A 24,073-nucleotide genomic window follows, 5' to 3' on the forward strand; every position below is an offset into this window, starting at 1 on the left:
TTATACGGGTTTGACTATTTTATTTGACTTCAGCGTCTACGGTACTGTTTATATCAAAAGCTGTAAGCGTTGCGTTTTTAGAAACTATAAACAAGCCTCTGGATGATAAAGACATTTTACCCCCCACAGGTGCCTGCCAAACCACTTCATGTTTTTTTGATTTTGAATAGGCCTTTGTTTCTTTTCCATCCGAAACAAAAACCAGGTTTTTAGTGACCAGAAGATCCTCCACTTTATGGTATTCAGAGCTATTAATACTCCATACCACATCCCCTGTACCCGCATTGATTGCCGTAAGATGAGAGTCTTTAATAACATAGACGTTTTTATCATCCACTGATGGATTGCTGGACACATTAGAAATTGCAAATTCAATTTTATCTTCTGCAATATTAAATTTAGTTAAGGAATGATTACTGGTCACAAAAGCAGAATCACCCAAGAGGACGGGCGTTGGATCATAGTCATTATTCCATTCCCAATTATCATCGTGAATTTTAGCGAGAACCTTGCCTTTGTTTTTATCAAGCTTATACAGGTATCCGGCATTATAATACAGGGCATACTGTTTATTTACAGCAGGAGAAGCTCCATAAGATAAGCGAGAGAAAGGAGTATGCCAGATTTTATTGTCTTTATGTGCATTAAATGCAGTAATTCCAGAGTAATAACCAGAGCTAATGAACACGACGTCTTCATCAATCACAGGCGCCTTGTAATTCTGGTATTGTGCAGGAAAATGCGATGAAAAAATGTATTCGCCTGTATTTTCATCAAATGCTCTAAGCCTGGTTTTATACGAATCGCTATACACCGTTTGTACATAAACCACACCATCATGATAGGCACTTGGCTGAACGGCCACGTGGTTTAAATCTGCGGTCCAGACAACCTGCCCGTCTGTGAACGAAAATGCTTCTAATGAATTTGCCTGGCCATAGTTATATCTTGAGACAAATACATACTTCTGACCAATGGAGGCCTGATGAACTTCAGTTCTCCAACCTGGAAAGCCATCCCGTCCCACGGATACTGCCCAAAGCTGTTTGATCAGTTCAGGATCAATGGCGATGGGAACATATCCTGTATGGGCAGCATTGCCCTGGTAGGTTTCCCAAATGGAGGTATCGACTGATTGACCCGTGTTTGAGTAAGATACAGAGAATGATAATAGACCAACTGAAAGAGCTCCCAGCTTCCATAACTTGCCAGATAACATCATAATTCCTTTAATTAAACCACTTCATATCCACGCTGTTATATCATAAAGGTTAGGGCTTTTAAAGCTCAGGCCTATTCACTTGTTGGCTGAGCTGGCATACAGCTCCACTGCGCCCTGTGGCTAAGCCCACTGCCATTAAGTTAGGGAAATTCTGTAATTGCATGGTTGTGCCTTTGGCACAACATTGAGTTCTGAAGTGGTTCAACCCCTTTTCGTGGGCCTAATAGCACTTACATAAGGCTTTAACTCTTACTCCTACGTCCTCGCTTTATGCGGGGAATCCAGTTGATCTATCAGACCTCTGGATCCCTCGGACAAGCCGAGGAACGTAGAAGTTAGGAGCATAGGCAGTATAGAAGAAGCAAATAGGAGTACTAACTTTTGCCTCTGAGTTTAGTTAGGGCAGAAAAGAACTCAGGTTTATTTAAACCGAGAGAGGCAAAGATTTGCGGTACCTTATCCCAGCTATTTTCCTGATTGATACTGGCAACAATCATCTCAAAACCTTTCTCACGATCGGGCTCAACACCCCAGCCATTGATATAGGCAAGTCCTTGCAAGCGTTTGGCTTGGATGTGATTCAGTTTCTGTGCAGCAATAAAATACGCATGCGCTTCGTCATACAATTGAGTCATATGTTTTTCATTGATTGTGCTGGAAAAGATTTTATCTTTTTCCAATTGCTCTCTGAATTTAGCTTCCTCCAGGAGATCTTTCCCCAGCAGATACTGGGCTTCTGCATCATCAATTGCTGAGGCTGCGCGTTGGCACTCCCGAATCATCTGATCAGCAAATGGATACTTTTTCTTTCCTCTCAGGGATTTATAAATATCAATCAGTGATTTATAAATTGCGCGCTCCTTAATCAGAGCCTCTTCGCTCGGCTGAGTACTTAAACGACTTTGCTGCAAAGCCTTTAATTTTTTATTGAGCGATTTGATTTTATAACGTTTAAAAAATGTCATGATTACCCCCAAATTCCTTGTATTTATGAGATATAACTCATATCGAAAACATTAACCAATCCACAAAAAGGACAAGCATTATTATTCCTATGATTAAAAGTAACAATTGCGATCCGAATGTCACGCTCTCAAGTCTGTTCTTACTCTGTTCTTCTTTCTCATCTGAAGGCTTGTCAAGGCCGTGAATTTTATTATCGATGGCATTGGAAGTACTATAAGAAATTAACCCTGTAATCAATGCCGGGATTAAAAACATCAGAAAAACACTCCAGCCAGCTGCTATTTCACTTATGCCGTACTTTTCAACCAACCACTGACGAAAAGTAATCGCAAACTCTGGCACATCATAAACCCAGTTAAAAATGAGATAAGGAAACAGATAAAGTGCAAGGCAAATCAGCACCAGACACATGGCAAGACTAATCATACCCGTTATGAACAACTTATTGTTGTACTCAAATCGACTGGGTTCCATTGCATATTCCTCTTAATCATATACCGTGCATAAAGTTCCATCACTTTGTAAATCAACCAGTTTTTCTATTTGAGAAACTGTTATTCGATAGCGCGATAACGGCGGTAAATTATCTAAAGGGAAAAATTTAACATCACTGATTTCATGGCTCACAGAAAACTCTCCTCCCACGATACTGCAATCAAATATACATTTATAAATATAGGGCCAATGTGGCGGATGATCATGTTTTGCTGTATCCCAGAGCGCAAGCAATCTGTTTACCTGACAGATCAGCCCGGTTTCCTCCAATACCTCTTTAGCCACACATTCCGAAGGCGATAGATTTACATCCGCCCATCCACCAGGCAAAGACCATTTATTATCCTGAGCCTCTCTGACTAATAATAATTGATCATCTTTACGAATAAAGGCCCTGACATCTATTTTAGGACAGGAATAACCAATTTCGGTAAGAAATTCTACAGAAAGATGCTCGGAATTTAAGTCGCAAAGAGGTGAAAACAATTCTGCGGCAATTCGCATTAATTGCTGGTAGCGCTCGAGATCAAAGGGATCTTTGCTGTATGCCAGTCCAATTTGAGCTATTGCCTGGATTTCAGTGGCAATTGCGTGTAAATCTCTTGTTTTCTCTTTTAATTCAGTCATTCAAATTGTTTCTATAACTTTATGATTAAATTCAACATAGCAGAAGAATGCACTCTTGCCAAGTTTGCCGAGTCTGGATAAATTTTGTAATATAGTGTCAATCTGCTAAACCAAAAGGCAAAAGAATGAAACGGTATGTTTTTATGATTTCAGATGGCACCGGGATTACTGCTGAAACCTTAGGCAATAGCCTGATGACCCAGTTTGAAAATATCGTATTTGAAAAACAAACCATCCCTTATGTGGATACTCATGAAAAGGCGGAAAAAGTCGTTGAACGCATAAACAATTGCTATAAGGAAACTGGCGTTAAACCCCTGCTGTTTATGACGTTGGTCAATATGGAAATCGCCAGGACGATTCGGCTTGCAGAGGCCTGTGTTTTTGATTTGTTTAATACCTTTATCGGCCCGCTAGAGACTGAACTGCACTCAAAATCATCCTACACTGTAGGCCGTACTCATGGGGTTGCCAATTCCCAATCCTACAGTAATCGCATTGAGGCAGTCGATTATGCCCTGATGCATGATGATGGCATCAAAATCAGGGATTATGATAAAGCCGATATTATTCTTGTGGGCGTCTCACGCTCTGGCAAAACCCCCAGTTGTCTTTATATGGCTTTGCATTTTGGTGTTTTGGCCGCCAATTATCCTTTTACTGAGGAAGACACACTCCATTATCATTTACCCGAGATATTACGGCCTTACAAGCGTAAATTATTTGGCTTAACTATTGATCCTGAACGTCTGCAGCACATAAGAACCGAACGCCGTCCAAATAGTCAGTATGCCTCAGCTGAACAATGCCGGCTTGAAATTGCTGAAGTTGAAGCGATGTATAAACACGAGAACATTCCCTATTTGAATTCAACTCGCTTTTCTATTGAAGAAATCGCTACCAAGATCCTCGCCGCTGCAAATATAAAACGAAAGTTTTAGTTTGTCATCCCCGCGCATGCGGGGATCCATCTCTGAACTCGCTATAATGCCAACCGAGGAATAGATTCCCGCCTTCGCGGGAATGACAAATTTCCGTAACTTAGTTATTTAACCTGCCACATCGCCATAAATTGATCCACAGACATCGCAGCCAGTGAATTGGTATCATACATGGCAGAGGCTATTTTTTCAGTTTGCGGGGTTGAGAAGCGGGTTTTCAGGTTACGCATAAATTTATCATTTAACACCGGGATCCCTTCAGCACGACGTCTCTTATGTCCAATTGGATACTCAATGTTTATCAATTCAGATTGGCTTCCATCTTTAAACACCAGTTGCATACTGTTGGCAATCGAACGCTTGTCCGGATCATGATAATCTTTGGAAAAAGATTCATTTTCAGTAACATGCATCAGTTCCCGCAGCTGGTCGATACGTGGATCGGAAGCATAATCATCTTCATAATGCTCAGCTCTTAAATCACCATGCAATAAGGCAACAGCAGCCATGTACTGCAGGCAATGGTCTCTATCCGCCGGATTATGAAGCTTCCCCTGCTTACTGATGATACGAATAGCCGATTCGTGGGTAATCATCTTAATTTGACTAATCTCATCAAACCTTGCAATAACCTCCGGATGAAGTTTAACTGCGCATTCCACTGCAGTTTGTGCATGAAACTCCGCCGGAAAGGATAATTTAAAGAGGACATTTTCCATAACATAACTGCCATAGGGTCTTTGGAAAGCGAATGGCTTGCCTTTGAAAAGCACATCATAGAAGCCCCATTTGGGTGCTGACAAGGCGCTTGGATAACCCATTTCACCCGCCTTGGCAATCAATGCCAGACGAACTGCACGCGAAGTAGCATCGCCGGCAGCCCAGGATTTTCGTGAACCGGCATTAGGCGCATGGCGATAGGTGCGAAGGCTTTGGCCATCGACAAAAACCTGCGATAAGGATCGTAACAGCATATCGCGATCACCACCCAACAATTGGGCTGCAACCGCTGTACTGGCCACTTTGACCAGAAAAACATGATCCAGTCCGACACGATTAAAACTGTTTTCCAGTGCCAGACAACCCTGTATTTCATGCGCCTTGATCATAGCAGTCAAGACATCCTGCATATACAAAGGCGACTTGCCCTGCTTTAAATTGAGTCTGCTTATGTAGTCGGCAACTGCAAGAATTGCCCCTAAATTATCAGATGGATGTCCCCATTCTGCCGCAAGCCAGGTATCGTTAAAATCGAGCCAGCGAATCATCGCGCCAATATTAAAAGCCGCCTGAACCGGATCCAGTTCGTAGGAAGTTCCTGGCACTCTCGCCCCACCCTGCAGCTCAGCCCCCGGTACAACAGGCCCCAGGAGCTTGGTGCATTCTGAAAAATTAAGCGCCAGCATTCCACAGCCCAGAGTATCCATCAGGCACAGCCTGGCAGTCTCATAAGCCTCAGGGCTATTTATTTCATAGTTCAGAACATAGTCTGCAATATCCTGAATCACCGAGTCATAATCTGGTTTTACATTATCTTCAACATAGGAATGCATATTAACCTCGTTTTTCAATGGGCAGGTAAGATTTTGGCTCTGGTCCGGTATATTCTGAAGTAGGCCTGATCAGCTTGTTATCCGCTCGCTGTTCAAAGACATGGGCAGCCCATCCGGTGATACGGGACATCACAAAAATCGGGGTAAACAGAGGAGTTGGAATACCTGCATAGTGGTATGCCGAGGCACTATAGAAGTCCAAATTGGGAAAGAGTTTCTTTTCTCTGCGCATTACAGCTTCAACCCGCTCAGAAATATGATATAACTGAGTGTCATTACGCACTTCTGCTAATTTCTTCGACCATTCCTTGATAATATCCGAACGCGGATCACTCACGGTATAGACCCGATGGCCGAATCCCATAATTTTTTCTTTATTAGCCAGCATTGACATCAGCCGTGATTCTGCCTCATCGGGGTTTTTAAACTGTTCCAGCATTTCCATCGCCGCTTCGTTGGCACCGCCATGCAAGGGTCCACGCAAAGTACCAATAGCTGAAGTAATTGCAGAATAAAAGTCGGACAATGTGGCAGCAGTAACTCTGGCAGCAAAAGTAGACGCGTTAAACTCATGCTCTGCATAAAGAATCAATGAAACATTCATCATATCTCGTTCGAGTTTTTCGGGCTTTCTGCCATGAAGCATTGCGAGAAAATGGCCGCCGATGGACGTTTCATCGGTTTCAAGACTAATTTCCTTGCCTTCAAAATGATAGGCATGCCAATAGCAAATCATTCCCGGAAATGAGGCTAGCAGGCGATCAGCAATATCATATTGCTGCTTGAAATCAGTTTCTGGCTCAATGTTTCCAAGAAACGAGCACGCCGTTCTTAATACATCCATCGGATGTGAGTTCCTGGGAATCATTTTAAGGACTTGTTTTAATGGCTCAGGTAATTTTCGCAAGCTCATCAATCTGTCTTTATAAGCATCCAGCTCTTTTTGAGTAGGTAAATGACCGTAGTGAAGAAGGTAGGCCACTTCCTCAAAGCTGGCATACAGGGCCAAGTCATCAATCGAATATCCACGGTAGTTTAAGCCCTTTCCAGCTTTCCCTACTGTACAAATTGCTGACTGCCCAGCAACAACTCCAGCTAATCCGGCTGTATTATTGACCATCCTCTTTCTCCCTCAGTTGATCCAAAATTTGTTCATAGCGGTGATATCCCAAAACATCATATAATTCTTCTCTCGTTTGCATTGAGTCAAGCAATGAAGACTGGGTTCCCTGATTCAGAATTGTTTCATACATTTTTAAAGCAGCTTTTGACATGGCTCGAAAAGCACTCAGCGGGTAAAGGATAAGGCTGATACCTGCCTTCTTCAGCTCGTCGCGCGTGAATAGAGGGGTCTTGCCAAACTCGGTGATATTTGCCAGAACGGGTACAGGCAAGTTGTCTGTGAATTGCCTATATTCATCAAGCGAAGCCATTGCCTCTGGGAAAATCATATCAGCACCCAGTTCTACACAAAGCTGGGCACGCTCAATAGCAGCAGTCATGCCTTCTACCGAGTAAGCGTCCGTTCTTGCCATAATGACAAACTGTTCATCAGTACGCGCATCCACCGCGGCTTTTATCCGATCGCCCATTTCGCTCATACTGACTATTGCTTTATTGGGGCGATGGCCGCAACGCTTGGCAATAACCTGATCTTCTATATGAATGGCGGCAACCTTCGCATCTTCCATTGTCCTGATTGTTCTGGCAATGTTGAATGCATGCCCCCAACCAGTATCGACATCCACTAAAAGTGGAAGCTCGCTAACAGAGGTGATCCGTCGCGCATCTTCAGCAACTTCCTGCAAACTGGTCATACCCAAATCCGGTAAACCATGAGATGAGTTGGCGACACCTGCTCCAGATAAATAAATTGCCTGGCAACCTGCACGCTCTGCCAGCATAGCGCAATATGCGTTAATTGTTCCCATCACCTGAAGTGGTGCCTGGGTTTTTACTAATAACCTAAATCGTTTCCCTGCAGATTCAGTCATAACATGATTCCATCCTGAGTGTGTTGGCATTTTTACATGATGAATGATGTATGGCAAGACGAAAAGACAGAAGTTTTAAAAAGGAATTTATGTGAAATAGTAAGAGCTTAAATGAATACAACCGATATGGACTATAGTGAGGCTTGCGTGAGCAATCCAAATTAAATCATCAATGCTTAGTCTGGATTGCGCACTAAATCTTTAACATTCGATAAACAATTTCAGCTTATCGTTTATCGATTTGCTTCCACCAATTGGTTTTGGTTTGAGTAGCCCAATGGCCTTCACGCATGCGATTAACAAACTCTTCAGTTTTCTCAGGACTTGAAGATTTGCTATCCAGCTTGATGCACCAATCCCAATCGCCGGTGGTTGACCACATATTTTCTATGCCGTCCCATTTGGACATCATGTTCATCATGTCAGAAGATGATTTTTCAGTTTTTAAGAAAATAACGCTGTTCCAATTGTTCATCATTTTAACTATCCTTAGTCAATTTATAAAAATCGTCTTTACCGACGACTTATTCAGCATAAACCATAATATTAAAACTTGCCACGGACATTCAGACGATGCTTTAAAAATTCTCTCTCCCCTTAAAGTAAACCTCACCCTAGCCCTCACTGCTATTAAGTTAAGGAATTGCTGAGGAATGGATTCCCGCCTTTCGCGGGACTGTGAAAAACAAATGCTAAATCACCAGCTGGCCTTTAAGAAACCACTTGCAGCTGCCAGTTATATATACTCTGTCAGAGGAAACCTCACACCAAAGCTCGCCTTTTCTTAAAGAACCCTGAACTGCTTTTAAAGCATTTTTTTGCAAGCGCTCAGCCCAAAATGGTGCCAGTACGCAATGCGCTGATCCAGTGACTGGATCTTCAGTGATATTATGCTTGGGGTAAAAACAGCGCGAGTAAAAATCATGATCTGCTGCAGCTGAGGTAATAATTAAACCGCGTTTGGGTAATAAGCTTAAACTTCGATAATCTATTTGTGCCGAAGCGACCGCAGTTTCATCAGAAAGCAGAAAGAGATAATCCAGTTCACTTTCATAAAACTCCACTACTTTCTGATCGATCAGCGTCTCATATTGTTCCGGTGCGTGGATTTGAGAATATCCGAGTCTGGGGAAATCAAGCATGTAACGCTCTGATTTCTTCTTGACGCTTAACTGCCCACCGATACTGGAAAAATGAATCACATCGCCGCTGCACTTGCCCAGTTCAAACAGAACGAATCCAGCTGCCAGAGTGGCATGACCGCAAAGACTGATTTCGCCTTTGGGAGTAAACCAGCGGATATGAAAGCCATTAGTCGTTTCAATGACAAATGCAGTCTCGGACAAATTGTTCTCTACCGCGATTGCCTGCATCAACTCATCATTTAACCAGTCGCTTAAGAGACAGACTGCCGCTGGATTACCATGAAAAATCTTGTCAGTGAACGCATCTATTTGAAAAATTTCAATACTTAACACAACAAACCCCTCATGGCAGTCGGTCTTAACAAATGCTGCCAAGATTAACTATCTCTGCAATCAGAATCAAGGAAAAGTTATTTGAACGCAGAATCTATTTTTTGTGCATAATTACTATTTTTTCCCAAACACAATACGTTTGATTAAAAAACGACCCGCTGATAGTGCCCGGATAGTGTCTCTGGGCAGAAACCCAGGTTCATTATTTATAAGCCCGGCAAGCCATTCCGCACAGACAGGCACGCTGGTCAGGCCACGCGAACCAAAACCTGAACAGACATACAATCCAGGGAGATAACTCCCACTCGCTGCAATCCAGCGTTTAGAGTCATCGGCCAATCCTGCAAAGCGCTTCAAAAAAGTATGCGCATCTGGCACAGGTCCTGCCACTGGAAGATAATCAGGTGCTGCAGCTCGAACACCTGCCCATTGTTCACGCACTTCTTTTTGCCAGTTTATATTACCAGCCAGAGAGGCTAGCCTGTTTAAATTCAGCTGACTCCCCTGGTCATCCGCTTGCTCATGCGTAAAATTTAATTCAAATGTGGCCCCCACAGCATGAAGGCCATTTCGCGCAGGAAGCACATGTCCATCGCCGCATAGCGGCCGGGTTAAAGCACGACTTTCAAATGATTCATCAATCCAGTTCATCTGCCCTTTGATTCGTTTCAATGGCAGCCAGCTGGTTTGCTCAAACTGACTTGCCTGATATCCATTTGCAATAACCAGGACTTCCGCTCTCTGGCTATTAACCAGCCAGTATCCATTCTCGTAGTGAATTTGAGAAACGGATGTATCAGTCTGAGTATTAATTCCTGGATGCTCAAGTAAAAAACGACATAACTCAGGCAGATCGATCCATCCGGTCTCAGGTATAAACAAACCTCCATTTTCCAAAACAATACCAGCCTTTTGAGAAGCCTCTTTTGCATCGATTGGAACAGCCATTTCAGGATATCGTTCGAGCCATTTTTTTAAACTCGACTGTAATTTACGTTCCTTATCACTATAAGCGAGTTGAATAATACCCTTTAAATCAGCAAACTTTTCAATGGCTGGTAATTGCTTATAAAAACGCAGCGCATAGAGATAGGCCATCAGCATGAAATCGGTCAGAGGAGATTTAAAAGCAGATAGCTGAGGATATAATATCGCCTGCGAGTTTCCTGAGGCGCCTTGAGCTGGATTGGCTGCCCGTTCAAGCACTGTGACTTTCCATCCCCGCCGGGCCAGCGCATTGGCAGTCATTGCTCCTGCAAGACCTGCCCCTATAATAGCTGCCTTGCGGGTTGTTACTTCTTTTTTTGTTGAAAAATGCCAGGGGGTACTTCGTCTGCCGCCATCATACCGTGCGGTAAGAAGTTCCCCGCTTAGCATATCAGTCTTCGTATCCAGTTTCTTTTGTTTATTGATTATAAAACCACAGGTTAATAAATTGTCTTTAACTCTGCTTCCCGTAGACCGTGTCGCGAATGTGCAGGCCGGCCTGGACAGCAAGGCAATTACCTTAAAGAGATCTTCACTCCACATGGATTCATTTTTTTCAGGATCAAAGCCATCAAAGTACCAGGCATCAAATCCTGCACATTGTAGCTGGGTATCCAGCTTTAAATCACCTGAAACTGATAGCTGCTTAAAACAGGCGTCTGCCTCGCCCAGCATTAGAATCAATTTGACTTTTCCTTCGGAAAGAGAAAGATAATGAAATCCTGGCGTCAATAGAGGATACTGGCTAATCAGCTCGGCCGATAAGCATTCAAACTCAGGCCATTGAGCAAGACATTTTTTCAAATCAGCAATAGATAATGGATGCTTCTCACAACTGTAATAATACAATATAGCCTCATCAGGCGCATGTTGAAGCCAGTAATGCCAGGTTGTAAGAAAGTTTAAGGCAGTTCCGAATCCTGTTTCTCCAATACAAAATTGCTTGCGCACAAGAGGCTGTGGTTTTAGCCAGCGATTGATTAAATCATTACCTTCTATGAAAACATCTCTCGCCTCTGACAAAGCGTTTTCTCTGGAAAAATAGAAGTCTTGGTACAAAAATGAATAAGGGGTGTTTTCCTGCCAGACAATTTGGGCAGTTTCTATAGGAATAAAGGGATTACTCACATGAAGAGCTCTTCAAAAATACAACTGACAACAGTGTATCCCGATTAGCTCTTCATGAACAGGCAGTGATCCTTTGAATTTTTATCCAATTGCAGCTAGTATGCTGACATTTGTTTTTGAACGAAGCGTGGATTTATACATCCACCGCTTCAATAAGGGAGTCAATGTAAATAGCAAACAACCGGCAGCGATAGCCGTTATACCCAGAATAAGAAACACACGGCCATATCCTGGGTTCGTTACAAGCGGTTCAACGCTATTCATCCCGGCGGTCATCCAGTTAGAGCTATAGCTGGAAAGCGTTGCCCCCACACCTGTGGTCAGCATCCACATTCCCATCATTACCCCCTGCAACGAGGCCGGAGCCAGGCTCCCCACCATTGCATAGCCTATGGGTGAAATTAATAATTCGCCTGCGCTCTGTAAAATAAAGCTGCTAACAACCCAAAATGGTGAGGTCAGTCCCCTGGCATCTGCATGACTGATACCTATAGGTAATATCGCAAAGGCAACGCCAATAAATACCAGGGCAATCGCGAATTGAGTGGGAATATTTACACCAATATTACGGGCTCTTAATTTATTTAGTATCACACTTAATAACGGGCCGCCGAAAACAATACAAATTGTATTAATATTCTGGAACCACTGCGGTGGAATGGTCACAAATAGCCAGTGACGCTGGACATTATGGTCAATAAAATGGGTAAGACCCATCGGTCCTATCTGATACAAGGTCCAGAATACAATGCTTACCGCCATCAACGTAATAAAGGCATAAATCTTGTCTCGAGCCACAGGCGTGTCCTGTGATCTTGCAATGTACAATATCACTAGCAGCATTATTCCACCGGTTGTCAGAACCAGCTTGTTAGCAAACGAGGCGAAATGAAGCAAAGGCTGCAGTAGAAGGAATAGCAGGAATACCATCATAGCGCCTAAAAAAAGAAACTTTTTCTGCTTTTGTCTTGGCAGCCTGGCATAAATCGTATCCTTATCAGCGAGAGATGGCCAATTATAAAGACAAATAACCAGCGCTATTAAATTTCCCAGGCTGCTTAATATAAATAATCGTTCATATCCCTGAGATAGCTGGAAATATCCACTTAAACTAAATCCCACGAAAAAACCAATATTCATGCCGGCATAATTATATATAAAGGCTGTTTCCCTCCGAGTATCCTCAGGAGAAAACAATTGCGTCAGTATGCAGTTAATACAAGTCACATTTAAACCACAACCTGTTAAAAATGCAGCAAGTCCATAATAAAGATACGTCAGACTTTCGGTTGAAAGCAAAATACAACCAATAACCTGAGCAAGCATCCCAATACTAAACAGCATTCGGTTGGAAAGATAACGCCCTCCCCAACAACCGCCCAGCAGATGAAGAGCAAAATTAAATGCAACAAACACGCCCATGATACTGTTGGCGTTCTGTGCCGAGAGATTTAAAGGGCCAGTCATATAAAGAACAAGAGTGGAATAGAGGACGCTAAAGCTTAAAGTCGAAAAAATCTGAATACAAAACAGAGCAAAAACACCTCGTGGCCAATGATTGGAGGCTGATTGGATTCTATCTTCTGTCGACACAATACGTCCTTCTGTTAGATTGCCTGTTTTGACTATGCCATGCAATTATTAAGCTGTCTATGTCGGGTTAGGAATTTAACCTTCCTTTTTATGGCCGGTTAAATAAAAAACTGTATTATTTTTCTTAACTTGGATCTCCGAATAGTCTAAAATCAACTAAGACTGACCCAGTGAGAATCAATATGCACAAAAAAATATATCTATCAGGTATTGAGAAACGAGCGGGTAAATCATTTGTCTCCCTGGGTATCGTTTCGACCTTATTAGCAGAGCATATTGCGTTTCGCTGCTTTAAGCTTTTCAGCGAAAAAGATGATTCTCAGAAGAGCTTATTAGAAAAAACCACCGGGACAGTGGTTCCAGCAATTATGGACGTAAACCAGGCTATCTCCATGATGCGAACCCAACCCGATGATCTGTTCGGGATGGTTCTTGAAAAAACGCAGCTCGATAACACGTCGAGTCTCGATTATTTTGAAGGCACTGATTTTGAAAGCGATAATGATGTGTATGAATTCCAGTTTAACATTAACATGGCTTACCAGTTAAACTGTTCATTATTTCTGGTCGTTTCCTCAAAAGACAGGACCCTGGAACATACTCTTGCAGTACTCAATACGGCAATTGAAATGTGCAGGCGCTCCCATGTGGCCGTTGCCGGGATCATTATCAGCCGTGTGCAGGATGAAACAGAGGCGGAATTATTATTTAAAAAACAATTTGCATCCATCCCGTTTCTTGTAATTATCCCCGAATTTGAGCAATTATCCAGTCCATCGGTCAAAGCAATAGCAGAGTTGTTGGAGGCTGAAGTACTTTGCGGTAAAGAGGAACTGGACAGACCAGTTCGACAATTTACCATCGCAGCAAAAACCATAGGTAACTTTCTTGAGTCACGGCTGGACCGAGGCGGCATGCTGATTATTACCCCGGATGATCGAATCGACATTCTACTGGGTTCATTGCTAGCCGAACAATCCGCCAACTACCCAAAAATCGCGGGAATTGTTCTGACTGGTGGTGAAAAACCGGGCATTATCATCCGAAACATCATTACCGGGCTTGAGCATTGCTTCCCTGTATTACTAGTTGAACACAAAACCTATGAAACGGCCACGCGATTATTTTCAGCAAAATTCAGCCTCAGTACCCATGACGAGGAGCGCGTTAAAACAGCGATGCAGGCCCTGGTGCCTTATCTGTCACAGCCCTTGTTGAGTGTATTAAGCAGCAAAACTTATATCCGCTCAATGAGTCCGGCTATTTTTCTCTATGAATTAATCCGTAAAGCCAAAGAAAAAAAATGCCACATCGTTCTTCCTGAGGGCGAAGACAGCAGAATCCTTATTGCTGCAGATTATTTACTCAAACGCAACGTGGTCCGAATTACTCTCATTGGTGATCCGCAAAAAATTAAGATGCATTCCAAACGCCTGGAACTGGAGCTTCCCAATGTCCGTATTATTGACATTGACAAATCTACTGACAAGGTAATTTTTGCAAATGAGTATTTCAAACTAAGGCAGCATAAAAATATCAATTTCCCCATCGCGCTTGAGCGTATGACGGATGTGAATTATTTTGCCGCAATGATGGTTTACAGTGGTGAGGCCGATGGGATGGTATCTGGTGCTGCTCATACTACAGCAGATACAGTACGCCCTGCTCTGGAGATTATTAAAACAAGACCGGGAATTTCCAAGGTATCCTCAGTGTTCATCATGTGCATGCCTACCCGTGTGCTGATTTATGGTGATTGCGCTATTAATCCAGAGCCAGACAGTGAAACGCTGGCAGAAATAGCTGAACAGGCAGTGGATATGGCAAGAAGGCTTGGAATAAGCCCCAAAGTAGCCTTGTTATCATATTCTTCAGGAGAATCCGGCAAAGGCCAAAGTGTAGCGAAAGTAGCGGGCGCCATGGAAATTTTACGTCAGAAACATCCTAAGTTGGCGGCTGAGGGTCCCTTACAATATGACGCGGCGGTTGACGCAGAAGTCGCCGCAAAGAAAATGCCTGATTCCAAAGTGGCTGGCAAAGCCAATGTATTAATTTTCCCGGACTTGAACACAGGGAATAACACTTACAAGGCAGTACAGAGAGAAAGTGGTGCACTGGCTATTGGCCCAGTATTACTGGGATTGAATAAACCAATTAATGATTTAAGCAGAGGTTGCACACCCCAGGATGTAATCAATACGATTCTGGTTACGGCACTTCAGGTCAACCGGGAAAAACTATGAATATTCTTTCGATTAATGCGGGCAGCTCTTCTATTAAATACAAGGCCTATGCGTTTTCCAGAAAAGGGCACAAGCTTTTGCTAAGCGGTCTTATTGAAGGAATAGGCGAATCAAGTGCCAACTGGCATCACCATTTTAAAACCAGCTCCGTTTCCCAGGTACAATTAGCCAATCATGCCGAGGCGTTTTCACTGCTGTCTTCCCGCTTGAAATCAGATCTCGCCCATCATCCTCTCACACGTATTGGTCATCGGGTGGTGCATGGCGGTACTGACTTGTTTGAACCAACTGTTATTACTCCGGAAACTCTCCAGCAAATCAAAGAATTGAGTTTTCTTGCGCCGATACATAATCCCGTTAATGTCATTGGGATTGAGCTGGCACAGGAAAATTTCCCGGAAGCAGTGCATGTCGCTGTTTTTGATACCGGGTTTCATCATCAGATGCCTGATCAGGTCTACAATTACCCAATTGACATGGAAGTAAGTAAACAATTTAAAATCAGGCGTTACGGTTTTCATGGCATTAATCATGAATATGTTGCCAGACGCGCCGCCCAATTTCTTGAAAAACCTTTAAACGCCTGTAATTTTATCAGCTTGCATCTGGGTAATGGAGCCAGTGCATGTCTTATCAAACGAGGAATGTCCGCAGATACTACAATGGGATTAACACCACTTGCCGGCCTTGTTATGGGAACGCGTTGCGGCGATATTGACCCGGCAATTCCACTCTATTTGATAGATAAAGGCCTAAGCCCCAAAGAGGTAGATCATCTGTTAAATAAAAAAAGCGGACTTTATGGTATTGGCGGCGATAATGACATGCGCAATTTATCCTCTCGATTCACCAAAGGCGATCCGAAGGCAAAGCTGGCCATTCATATGTATGTTTATACCATTCAAAAAGTAATAGGCGCTTATCTCAGCCAAATAGAACAACTCGACGCGCTTATCTTTACAGGCGGGGTTGGTGAAAATGCCGTTCAGATCCGTAAAATGATTCTAAGTTCGCTAAAGCATTTTAATTTTTTTATCGATGAGGAAAAAAATTCCGAGAAGATAGACAACTGCGATAACATCTCGGATGTAGGTCATAACATACTGGTAATACGCGGGGATGAGGAAGCGATGATTGCAGAGAAGGTATTTGGGTTGAAATAACCCAGTCATATGTATGTAGGTTGGGCCCTTGGCCCAACAAGACACTACTTCAGAACTTAATGTTAAGCCAAGGGCCCAAACTACAGTTTAATAGCAGTACAAACTCACGCCCCAACTTTAAAACACGCTTCCAACACCTCCGCCGCTGCCTCTTGCGTCATCTTAATTTCTTCATTCTGATGGGCAGAGGACACGAATCCGGCTTCGTAAAGAGAGGGCGCAAAATAGATGCCCTTGTTAAGCATGCCATGATAAAAGCGTTTAAATAATGCTTCATCAGATGCCGCAATGTCTTCATAGCCAAAGACCTGAGATGCTTCGCTAAAGCAGAAACCAAACATTCCTCCCAGAGACGCTGAGCAAAATGGTACTTTTAACGAACCCGCTACTTCGGCCAAGGCTTGGATCAGTTTTTTTGTTGTTTGTCCAAGATTTTCAAAAAACTCAGGCTTTTCTATTTCTTTTAATGTGGCTAGTCCCGCGGCCATTGCCAAAGGGTTACCTGATAAAGTGCCGGCCTGATAAACCTGCCCCTCTGGCGCAAGATGGCTCATAATCGCAGCCTTGCCGCCTACCGCGCCGACAGGCATTCCGCCGCCAATCACTTTGCCTAATGTCGTAATATCCGGTTCAATGCTGAAAACCGCCTGAGCGCCGCCCAGTGCCACACGAAACCCAGTCATCACCTCATCAAAAATCAGAAGCGAGTCGTAATGATCGCAAAGTTCACGCAAACCCTTTAAAAATTCAGGACGAGGTAAAACAAACCCCATATTGCCTGCCACCGGCTCAAGAATTACCGCAGCAATATCACCGGCATAGGCCTCAAATAATTGGGCGGTAGAAGCAAGATCATTGAAATCTGCAGTCAGGGTGTGCTCGGTAATACTGGCTGGAATACCTGGAGTAGACGGGATCCCTAAAGTTAAAAGACCTGAACCGGCTTTGACAAGTAAACTATCACTGTGACCATGATAGCAACCATTAAATTTAATGATTTTATTTTTTCCGGTAAATCCTCTGGCCAGGCGAATCGCAGTCATTGTCGCTTCAGTGCCGGAATTAACCATACGTATTTTTTCAATACAGGGCATCAACTGGATTATTTTTTCGGCAAGACGAATTTCCAACTCGGTAGGCGCACCGAAACTCATTCCATTATGAAGGGCAAAAGAAACCGCTTCGATTACCTTAGGATGACAATGCCCGAGAATCAATGGCCCCCAGGATCCAACATAATCGATATAATGCCGATTGTCTGCATCGATGAGATAAGCTCCCTTCCCCTGTTTAAAGAATATGGGCTCACCGCCAACTCCTCGAAATGCACGAACAGGGGAATTAACTCCGCCGGGAATAATGGCCTGAGCTTCATTAAAAAGTTGTTGAGACTGACTCACGACGACTCCTTTGCCTAAGAAAGACGGTCATTCTACCTTTTTTTAACCATTTGATCAAAAATAATCACCTTTCTATACTTAACAGTAATTTACTTTACAAGACAAAATACAATCGTTAAATTACAGCTTTTTTAAGAGATAGAGACTTTCATTTATGCAGGATTTCAAAAAATACATTTGTGTCATTTGTGGTTTTATTTACGATGAACAGGAAGGCTGGCCCGAAGACGGTATTGAGCCGGGTACTCGCTGGGAAGACGTTCCAGAGAATTGGTTTTGTCCGGATTGCGGGGCAGGAAAAGAAGATTTTGAGATGGTTGAAATAGAAGATTAATCTGGTTTCTGCGTCTCTCTAAAATTATTGCTATTCTTGTATAAGCAGGAATAGCAATACAGCCCAATTCGTGGCAGTGATGGAGAGGTGGTATGATGAACCAGCTAGAACAACTAAAACAGTATTCTGAAGTGGTTGCAGATACTGGAGATATCAAACTGTTGAATGAATTTCAAACGCGCGATGCAACAACCAACCCAAAACTGATTCTTGATGCCGCACTCAATCCGGATTACCAACGGACATTGAAAGAAGCCCTCATCGAAGCTGAAAAAGATGATAACTCCGGCTACCCGCAAGCCATTCGCTTTGCAGCACGCTTCATCACCAAAATTGGTACAGAACTCTTACAGGTGATTTCTGGCAGAATTTCCAGTGAACTGGACCCTCGTTTAAGCTTCAATACGATTGAAACAATCAAACGTGCTCAATATTTAATTTCTCTTTATGAAAAAAATGGGATTGCACCGGAGCGCATTCTGATAAAAGTAGCAGCCACCTGGGAAGGGATTAAGGCAGCAGAAGAATTGGAAAAGCAAGGGATCCATTGTAATTTAACTCTTGTGTTTTCCCTGGTTCAGGCAGCAGCCTGTGCACAGTCGAAAGTTACACTTATCTCCCCTTTTGTAGGGCGCCTGAATGAATATTATGCCAATAATCATATCGAATCGAAACAATCCCCGGGCGCAGAACTGGTACAATCCATAGTTGATTATTACAGTGCCCATGCGATTTCTACTGAAATTATGGCAGCCAGCTTCAGGGATAAAGAGCAAGTGCTTTCAGTTGCGGGCGTAAATTTATTGACCATTCCGCCAGATATTTTAAGAGACTTGAGGCAAAGCGAAGAGACTGTGATTCGGAAAATCAATCCACCCGCATCTGGATTTCAAACGCCCTCGATTTTATTCTCCTCACGAGAGGAGTTTCTGCACGAGCTGGCCCTTAATAAGCCGGCTTACCATCTTTTGAAAGATGGTAATTTTAAATTTACAAAAGCATTTCTCAAACTGAGACAGGTTGCTTTCAACCAACTCAAACCTATGCTCCTTTTTTCAGTATTAGCTGAAAAGCTGTCGCAGTCGATGAAAATGTAGAGCCCGGCTCTACAATTCAATTTGTTACTTATGAATTCTTTTGCGTTTATGACGTGAGCGTCTTAGCATATTAAGCAACTCTACACTAATTGAAAAACCCATCGCAAAATATACATAAGCCCGAGGAACATGGAATGAGAAGCTGTCTGCGATAAGAACCGTACCTATTAAAATAAGAAAAGACAAGGCCAGCATTTTTATCGTCGGATGTTTATCGATGAAACGGCTGACTGGTTCGCTGGCATAAATCATTACCAGAATAGCGCAGGTAATTGCAGCCGCCATAACCCAGAATCGGTTAGTCAGGCCAATCGCGGTTAGAACACTATCCAGAGAAAATACCACATCCATAATTGCAACCTGTGTCACCACCGCTTTCATAGAGGTTTTCCTGGAGGAATGATCAGCAATAAGTGGAGAGTGTTCCCCCACTTCATCATGAATTTCCTGTGTCGCCTTGACGATGAGAAACGCACCGCCCGCGAAAAGAAAAAGATCCCGTGCCGAGAAGGAAAACTTACTTATTGAAAATAAGGGATGCTTAAGTTCTGCCAGCCACACGGCTGAAGCTAGCAAGCATAAGCGGGTCACCCAGGCGAATGTAAGCCCCCATCGTCTGGCTGCCTTACGTTGCTCTAAAGGCAGTTTTTCTGTAAGGATTGATAAAAAGACTAAATTGTCTATTCCTAGTACTATCTCCAATATAACCAATGCAATCAGACTAAATATAATATCCAACATATCCATTTGTAATTCTCATGACTTGATCGAAATCAATTATTTATTGAGTTAAAAAAGATGAATTTTCTCTTAAGAATAAGACTATGATTTTAATTAAACATAACCATTTCACTTTACTACATATCTTAGCTATAATAGACAGCGTTATACAATCTTTATTTAGGTGACCACAATAATTAAGTTAATAAAAAAGCTGTTGCGAAAGTCCAGGGGAAAACATACTCCTATTGAAGCCAGCTTCATCATACCCCGCACACAGCATAATGTTTCAAAAACGGATATCAGTCCTAATGCCCTGAAGGTTTTAAACCGCCTCAATGGGGCCGGATTTCAAGCCTATCTTGTTGGTGGAAGCGTGCGTGATCTTCTTCTAGGTCAGGCTCCCAAAGACTTTGATGTGGCAACTAACGCCACCCCCAACCAGATCAAAAGCTTATTTAGAAATGCCCGTATTATTGGTCGCCGCTTCAAATTAGTTCATATTATATTCCATCGCGATATTATCGAAGTAGCCACATTTCGCGGCAATCAGTCAATTGATGAAAGCCAGCAGGTTAATGAGCGCGGCATGCTTGTGCGCGATAATGTTTACGGTAGTCTGGATGAAGATGCCTGGCGGCGTGATTTTACCGTTAACTCGCTTTACTATAATATCGAAGATTCCTCCATTGTCGACTTCACTGGCGGAGTGGATGACATACATCGCAGACAATTGCGTATGATAGGCGATCCGCTCATTCGCTATCAGGAAGATCCGGTGAGGATGCTTCGTGCCATTCGTTTCAGCGCCAAACTTAATTTTGCTCTGGAAAAAGAAACGGCGAAACCACTGACGAAGATGAGTTCGTTAATACGTCATGTGTCAAGCTCCAGATTATTTGATGAGATCACCAAGCTCTATCAATGCGGACAAGGTGAGGCCGTTCAGCGCTTATTGATTGAGCATGGCTTATTTGCAGAACTCTTTAGCCAAACCTCGCAACTGCTTCATTCCGAATATCCGGTAAGTGCGCTATTAGGAATTGCTCTGGAAAGTACAGATACCCGAATACAAGGTAATAAACCGGTAACCCCTGCCTTTCTTTTTGCCGTATTGCTCTGGTTTCCTCTGAAACAGCAGGCAGCGATTTATCAGCAAGCAGAAAATTTACCGCCCTTATCGGCACTGGAAAAAGCAATGAATCATGTGATTTTTGAACAGAATAAGGTCATTGCTATTCCCAAACGGTTTACTCAGGTTATTCGTGAAATCTGGCTTTTGCAATTTCGCTTTACCAAACGACATGGCGGAAGAGCGATTAATTTGTTGCAACATCCCCGATTCAGGGCAGCGTTCGATTTTCTGGCACTAAGGGCGCTGGCTGGTGATGAATCCATGGAGCTTGCCCAATGGTGGACAAATTTTCAGGATGCAGACGAAACCAGGCAGCATGAAATGATCACTGAAATATCCCCCCCTCCGTCAAGAAAACCCAGACGCAGACAACGGAGCAAATCGGTTTCAGAATGATTTGCTATCTTGCGCTTGGAAGTAACTTGAAAAGTCCTGAAAGGCAGATACGAACGGCAATTCAGGCCATCGCTTCCTTACCTAAGACCCATGTACTCAAAACAGCCAGTCTGTATGAGAGTGTCGCCTGGGGCAGAAAAACTCAGCCTTGTTTTTGTAATACAGTCATTAAGGTTAAAACAGGGCTTCGGGCCTTAGATTTGTTGAAACAATGCCAGCAGATTGAGAAAACTCATGGCAGGATCCGACGAATACGCTGGGGGTCTCGTAGCCTGGACATTGATATCCTGATTTTTGGAAAGCATTTCTTACGCCATCCACGGCTTCAGATCCCGCATCCACGATTGTTGGAGCGCGATTTTATGTTTCTGCCCTTATTGGAAATCTCACCGAAAATTCAACTACCCGATGGAAACAAGGTGTCAGATTTTATTGCAAAAAATCCAACTCAAACCTGTTTTACCATCTCTAAATAATTAAACAGGGTGATCTATTTATTGACAGTTTATCGATAATATACCTAAAATAGCCGATTTTGAAGCATTATTCCGGTATCAATTACTATGCCCCGTTTTTTAAATAACTCTCAGCAAATAATCAATCTCCTTAGCAAAGAATATAATGTCGATTGCACAGCTTATGAAAATATTAACTTTAAAGTAATGAAGAGCTATAAGTACTTTTCACAAAAGAAACTTATAAACGCATCGCCTTCGGATTTCATTCCTACTGAAAATGAAGTGAAAGATAATCCTCAACTACTCAAATTGATTACATCTATTTTATTCAGTGATCGCTTCGACTTTCTTAATTTCGAAGAAAATGTCTTAATCAGTGCAGATTATTTTAAGAGCAAATTGATCGAAGTGCAGAATTATATCCAGATCTGCCACTCGTCCTTAAGCCCCGATGAAAGGGCGCTTAAAGTTGATGCCATTGAATTCCTGATATGCCAAATGATTGGTTTACGATTGCTCAAAGAAATCAGGGAAAAGAAACTGGAACTCCCATTTGAACAGATAAGTAGAAAAGACGCGGAAAAAGATTTGCAAGCTTTAAAAAATATTATGCCAAAGCTTGGTACAACAAAAAAACTGACCCTGTCTTTTAACGACAGTTTTCCACAAACTCTAGTGGGAGCGTCTGTCTCAGCCCGCTATATGGATCCTTTCCGTTATGCCGTTAGCAATGGACAAAGGGCCAAAACAAATGCCTATACTCCTTTAAGTGCCTGGAGTGAAGATAATCTGGCTTCATTTTTTTGTGGGCAGCTTCGCCAGACAGCGATGAAGGCCAGAAAAAATGCCCAGAAAGCACAAACTGCGGTGGCTGCTCCCAATCTATCTGGAAATACACCGTCAGATATGTATAATTTTCACAGGCTTGACATGCATCTTTCATGTTCAAAAATAAGATATGCACTTATAAGAAAATATGGTGTAAACCAGTATCATCCCTTATACGTAGGTTCTCTTGTTGAATTCCTGAAAAGAGAATATGGCTACTCAGTGGAAAGCTATCTCGATTTATGTATGGGATGGGCCGATCGGATGGCAGGTGCCTTTGGTGCTTCCCCTTTGGGCGTTAATCGTTATGTTGGAACCGATCCGAACACTAAGCTGGTACCAGCCTATAAAGAGATCATTGCAAACCATCAACCTAAAAACTTCCAAACCTTTACTTACGCACTTCCAATGGAAGCCCTCACACAAGCTCAGTTATGCCCAGACGGCAAGCCCAACCACATGATGTTAACCTCACCTCCTTATTTTGATAAAGAAAACTATCCAGGCAAACTACAATCACATAAATTGTATCCAAAATATGAGGACTGGTTCAAAAACTTTATGATGCCACTCATTAGCCAGGCGCAGATGGGTTTGGAAGTGGGCGGGTTTATTGCTATTGAAATGGGAAGCGCCCTGGATAGATCAATCGATATCCCAGGCGATATTGACACTTATCTCGGCAAATGTCCCCAATTAGAAAAGCTCGGCAAGTTTGTTAATACCAGGTATTACAGTACCCCGACATTCTTGGTGAGATATGTTGGTTCATTTCCATTAGAAAAGCCGATTCAGCTGCAAATATCAGAAAATTTAGAATTTATAGGCGGTGGAAACTTCAATGATGAAACCTGCGTTGATGAGTTTGAGCAGAAGAAATTAATGGCAGCATCTGCTTTGGCATTAATGTCTTCGGATTATTCTAATGAACCCCCTCTATTACCTGAAGATCCCTTGCAAGAAGATGAGGTACTGGCAGGTGGTGCGGTTTTTAAAAGAGCTAATGACAACCAAGATACTGATACCCTAAAAAAACAGAAAGGAAATCAAAGTCCGTCACGAGCAAAAAATGCAGGGCATCTTTCGAAATTTGGCATACATGCTCACAGAGAGGATTCATTTACCTCTCCCTTTGTGAAGTCTGCAGAACAGGCCATGAATTCACTCGAACAGGATATTGATCGACCAGGGTTTAAATTTTAGACCAGGAATTATATATCGCTTCATTAAAAATCCTCACTCCCTAGGGGAGTGGGTTAAAGAGAGGGTTAAAATCATCCCTCCCCCTGGCCCTCATTGCCGTTAAGTTAAGCTC

21 protein-coding genes are annotated in these 24,073 nt (G+C 42.8%); 8 read left to right on the plus strand and 13 right to left on the minus strand.

Annotated features, from left to right (window positions below; all coding sequences use genetic code 11):
* Window positions 1-19: 19 nt before the first annotated feature.
* From B1207_RS02335 to B1207_RS02350, 4 genes are all read right to left on the minus strand, one after another.
* Window positions 20-1,222, minus strand: coding sequence for an outer membrane protein assembly factor BamB family protein (locus tag B1207_RS02335; RefSeq protein ID WP_112218395.1), 1,203 nt, complete (start codon window positions 1,220-1,222; stop codon window positions 20-22).
* A 374-nt stretch (window positions 1,223-1,596) separates the two neighbouring features.
* Complete coding sequence (locus tag B1207_RS02340) at window positions 1,597-2,187, minus strand: hypothetical protein (RefSeq protein ID WP_112218396.1); 591 nt, start codon at window positions 2,185-2,187, stop codon at window positions 1,597-1,599.
* A gap of 37 nt (window positions 2,188-2,224) precedes the next feature.
* Window positions 2,225-2,662: a hypothetical protein gene (locus tag B1207_RS02345; protein WP_112218397.1), complete on the minus strand. Its 438-nt coding sequence runs from the start codon at window positions 2,660-2,662 to the stop codon at window positions 2,225-2,227.
* Window positions 2,663-2,674: 12 nt separating this feature from the next.
* Window positions 2,675-3,310, minus strand: coding sequence for an NUDIX hydrolase (locus tag B1207_RS02350; protein WP_112218398.1), 636 nt, complete (start codon window positions 3,308-3,310; stop codon window positions 2,675-2,677).
* A 125-nt stretch (window positions 3,311-3,435) separates the two neighbouring features.
* On the opposite strand from B1207_RS02350, the gene ppsR reads away from it, so the two are divergent.
* On the plus strand, window positions 3,436-4,251 hold the full coding sequence (gene ppsR / locus B1207_RS02355) for a posphoenolpyruvate synthetase regulatory kinase/phosphorylase PpsR (RefSeq protein WP_112218399.1): 816 nt from the start codon (window positions 3,436-3,438) through the stop codon (window positions 4,249-4,251).
* Window positions 4,252-4,355: 104 nt separating this feature from the next.
* Here the strand turns inward: ppsR and B1207_RS02360 are convergent, their stop codons facing one another.
* The 7 genes from B1207_RS02360 to B1207_RS02390 form a co-directional block, all read right to left on the minus strand.
* On the minus strand, window positions 4,356-5,804 hold the full coding sequence (locus tag B1207_RS02360; RefSeq protein WP_112218400.1) for a bifunctional 2-methylcitrate dehydratase/aconitate hydratase: 1,449 nt from the start codon (window positions 5,802-5,804) through the stop codon (window positions 4,356-4,358).
* A gap of 1 nt (window position 5,805) precedes the next feature.
* The gene (gene prpC / locus B1207_RS02365) at window positions 5,806-6,924 is read right to left on the minus strand and encodes a bifunctional 2-methylcitrate synthase/citrate synthase (RefSeq protein WP_112218401.1); all 1,119 of its coding nucleotides are present in this window, start codon (window positions 6,922-6,924) and stop codon (window positions 5,806-5,808) included.
* A complete protein-coding gene (gene prpB, locus B1207_RS02370) occupies window positions 6,914-7,798 on the minus strand; it encodes a methylisocitrate lyase (protein WP_112218402.1) in 885 nt (294 codons plus the stop codon). Before prpB ends, prpC begins: the two co-directional genes overlap by 11 nt.
* A gap of 226 nt (window positions 7,799-8,024) precedes the next feature.
* Window positions 8,025-8,273 carry a hypothetical protein gene (locus B1207_RS02375; RefSeq protein WP_058508394.1) on the minus strand — a complete coding sequence of 83 codons (249 nt, stop codon included), beginning with the start codon at window positions 8,271-8,273 and terminating at the stop codon, window positions 8,025-8,027.
* A gap of 217 nt (window positions 8,274-8,490) precedes the next feature.
* Entirely contained in the window at window positions 8,491-9,276 is a 786-nt protein-coding gene (locus B1207_RS02380) for a PhzF family phenazine biosynthesis protein (protein WP_112218403.1), read from the minus strand.
* A gap of 114 nt (window positions 9,277-9,390) precedes the next feature.
* Entirely contained in the window at window positions 9,391-11,391 is a 2,001-nt protein-coding gene (gene mnmC / locus B1207_RS02385; RefSeq protein WP_112218404.1) for a bifunctional tRNA (5-methylaminomethyl-2-thiouridine)(34)-methyltransferase MnmD/FAD-dependent 5-carboxymethylaminomethyl-2-thiouridine(34) oxidoreductase MnmC, read from the minus strand.
* An 81-nt stretch (window positions 11,392-11,472) separates the two neighbouring features.
* Window positions 11,473-12,984, minus strand: coding sequence for a peptide MFS transporter (locus tag B1207_RS02390; protein WP_112218405.1), 1,512 nt, complete (start codon window positions 12,982-12,984; stop codon window positions 11,473-11,475).
* A gap of 182 nt (window positions 12,985-13,166) precedes the next feature.
* On the opposite strand from B1207_RS02390, the gene pta reads away from it, so the two are divergent.
* On the plus strand, window positions 13,167-15,227 hold the full coding sequence (pta, locus tag B1207_RS02395; protein ID WP_112218406.1) for a phosphate acetyltransferase: 2,061 nt from the start codon (window positions 13,167-13,169) through the stop codon (window positions 15,225-15,227).
* Window positions 15,224-16,390 carry an acetate/propionate family kinase gene (locus tag B1207_RS02400; protein ID WP_112218407.1) on the plus strand — a complete coding sequence of 389 codons (1,167 nt, stop codon included), beginning with the start codon at window positions 15,224-15,226 and terminating at the stop codon, window positions 16,388-16,390. The genes pta and B1207_RS02400 overlap by 4 nt, the downstream gene beginning before the upstream one ends.
* A 104-nt stretch (window positions 16,391-16,494) precedes the next feature.
* Here the strand turns inward: B1207_RS02400 and hemL are convergent, their stop codons facing one another.
* On the minus strand, window positions 16,495-17,790 hold the full coding sequence (gene hemL, locus B1207_RS02405; protein WP_112218408.1) for a glutamate-1-semialdehyde 2,1-aminomutase: 1,296 nt from the start codon (window positions 17,788-17,790) through the stop codon (window positions 16,495-16,497).
* 154 nt (window positions 17,791-17,944) lie between these two features.
* Here hemL and B1207_RS02410 point away from each other — a divergent pair, with 154 nt between their 5' ends.
* Window positions 17,945-18,124, plus strand: coding sequence for a rubredoxin (locus B1207_RS02410; RefSeq protein ID WP_112218409.1), 180 nt, complete (start codon window positions 17,945-17,947; stop codon window positions 18,122-18,124).
* A gap of 92 nt (window positions 18,125-18,216) precedes the next feature.
* Complete coding sequence (locus B1207_RS02415; protein ID WP_112218410.1) at window positions 18,217-19,221, plus strand: transaldolase family protein; 1,005 nt, start codon at window positions 18,217-18,219, stop codon at window positions 19,219-19,221.
* Window positions 19,222-19,245: 24 nt separating this feature from the next.
* Here the strand turns inward: B1207_RS02415 and B1207_RS02420 are convergent, their stop codons facing one another.
* Window positions 19,246-19,968, minus strand: a complete 723-nt coding sequence (locus B1207_RS02420; protein ID WP_112218411.1) for a TerC family protein — start codon at window positions 19,966-19,968, stop codon at window positions 19,246-19,248.
* A 187-nt stretch (window positions 19,969-20,155) separates the two neighbouring features.
* Between B1207_RS02420 and pcnB the strand changes: the two genes are divergently transcribed.
* From pcnB to B1207_RS02435, 3 genes are all read left to right on the plus strand, one after another.
* Window positions 20,156-21,472 (plus strand): polynucleotide adenylyltransferase PcnB, encoded by a 1,317-nt coding sequence (gene pcnB / locus B1207_RS02425; RefSeq protein ID WP_112218659.1) that lies wholly within the window; start codon window positions 20,156-20,158, stop codon window positions 21,470-21,472.
* Window positions 21,469-21,948: a 2-amino-4-hydroxy-6-hydroxymethyldihydropteridine diphosphokinase gene (folK, locus tag B1207_RS02430; RefSeq protein ID WP_112218412.1), complete on the plus strand. Its 480-nt coding sequence runs from the start codon at window positions 21,469-21,471 to the stop codon at window positions 21,946-21,948. The genes pcnB and folK overlap by 4 nt, the downstream gene beginning before the upstream one ends.
* A gap of 186 nt (window positions 21,949-22,134) precedes the next feature.
* A complete protein-coding gene (locus tag B1207_RS02435; protein WP_172458081.1) occupies window positions 22,135-23,961 on the plus strand; it encodes a hypothetical protein in 1,827 nt (608 codons plus the stop codon).
* Window positions 23,962-24,073 lie beyond the last annotated feature (112 nt).

The organism is Legionella quinlivanii (assembly GCF_003265995.1).
GTDB classification, from domain to species: Bacteria; Pseudomonadota; Gammaproteobacteria; order Legionellales; family Legionellaceae; genus Legionella_C; species Legionella_C quinlivanii_A.

Excerpts from the sequence above, each read along its gene's own strand:
- B1207_RS02375 (WP_058508394.1), bottom strand. The coding sequence starts at position 8,273 with ATGAACAATTGGAACAGCGTTATTTTCTTAAAAACTGAAAAATCATCT.
- B1207_RS02350 (WP_112218398.1), bottom strand. The coding sequence starts at position 3,310 with ATGACTGAATTAAAAGAGAAAACAAGAGATTTACACGCAATTGCCACT.
- B1207_RS02335 (WP_112218395.1), bottom strand. The coding sequence starts at position 1,222 with ATGATGTTATCTGGCAAGTTATGGAAGCTGGGAGCTCTTTCAGTTGGT.
- B1207_RS02340 (WP_112218396.1), bottom strand. The coding sequence starts at position 2,187 with ATGACATTTTTTAAACGTTATAAAATCAAATCGCTCAATAAAAAATTA.
- B1207_RS02415 (WP_112218410.1), top strand. The coding sequence starts at position 18,217 with ATGATGAACCAGCTAGAACAACTAAAACAGTATTCTGAAGTGGTTGCA.
- B1207_RS02400 (WP_112218407.1), top strand. The coding sequence starts at position 15,224 with ATGAATATTCTTTCGATTAATGCGGGCAGCTCTTCTATTAAATACAAG.
- B1207_RS02410 (WP_112218409.1), top strand. The coding sequence starts at position 17,945 with ATGCAGGATTTCAAAAAATACATTTGTGTCATTTGTGGTTTTATTTAC.
- folK (WP_112218412.1), top strand. The coding sequence starts at position 21,469 with ATGATTTGCTATCTTGCGCTTGGAAGTAACTTGAAAAGTCCTGAAAGG.
- ppsR (WP_112218399.1), top strand. The coding sequence starts at position 3,436 with ATGAAACGGTATGTTTTTATGATTTCAGATGGCACCGGGATTACTGCT.
- B1207_RS02345 (WP_112218397.1), bottom strand. The coding sequence starts at position 2,662 with ATGGAACCCAGTCGATTTGAGTACAACAATAAGTTGTTCATAACGGGT.
- prpB (WP_112218402.1), bottom strand. The coding sequence starts at position 7,798 with ATGACTGAATCTGCAGGGAAACGATTTAGGTTATTAGTAAAAACCCAG.
- prpC (WP_112218401.1), bottom strand. The coding sequence starts at position 6,924 with ATGGTCAATAATACAGCCGGATTAGCTGGAGTTGTTGCTGGGCAGTCA.
- pta (WP_112218406.1), top strand. The coding sequence starts at position 13,167 with ATGCACAAAAAAATATATCTATCAGGTATTGAGAAACGAGCGGGTAAA.
- B1207_RS02435 (WP_172458081.1), top strand. The coding sequence starts at position 22,135 with ATGAAGAGCTATAAGTACTTTTCACAAAAGAAACTTATAAACGCATCG.
- B1207_RS02420 (WP_112218411.1), bottom strand. The coding sequence starts at position 19,968 with ATGGATATGTTGGATATTATATTTAGTCTGATTGCATTGGTTATATTG.
- B1207_RS02360 (WP_112218400.1), bottom strand. The coding sequence starts at position 5,804 with ATGCATTCCTATGTTGAAGATAATGTAAAACCAGATTATGACTCGGTG.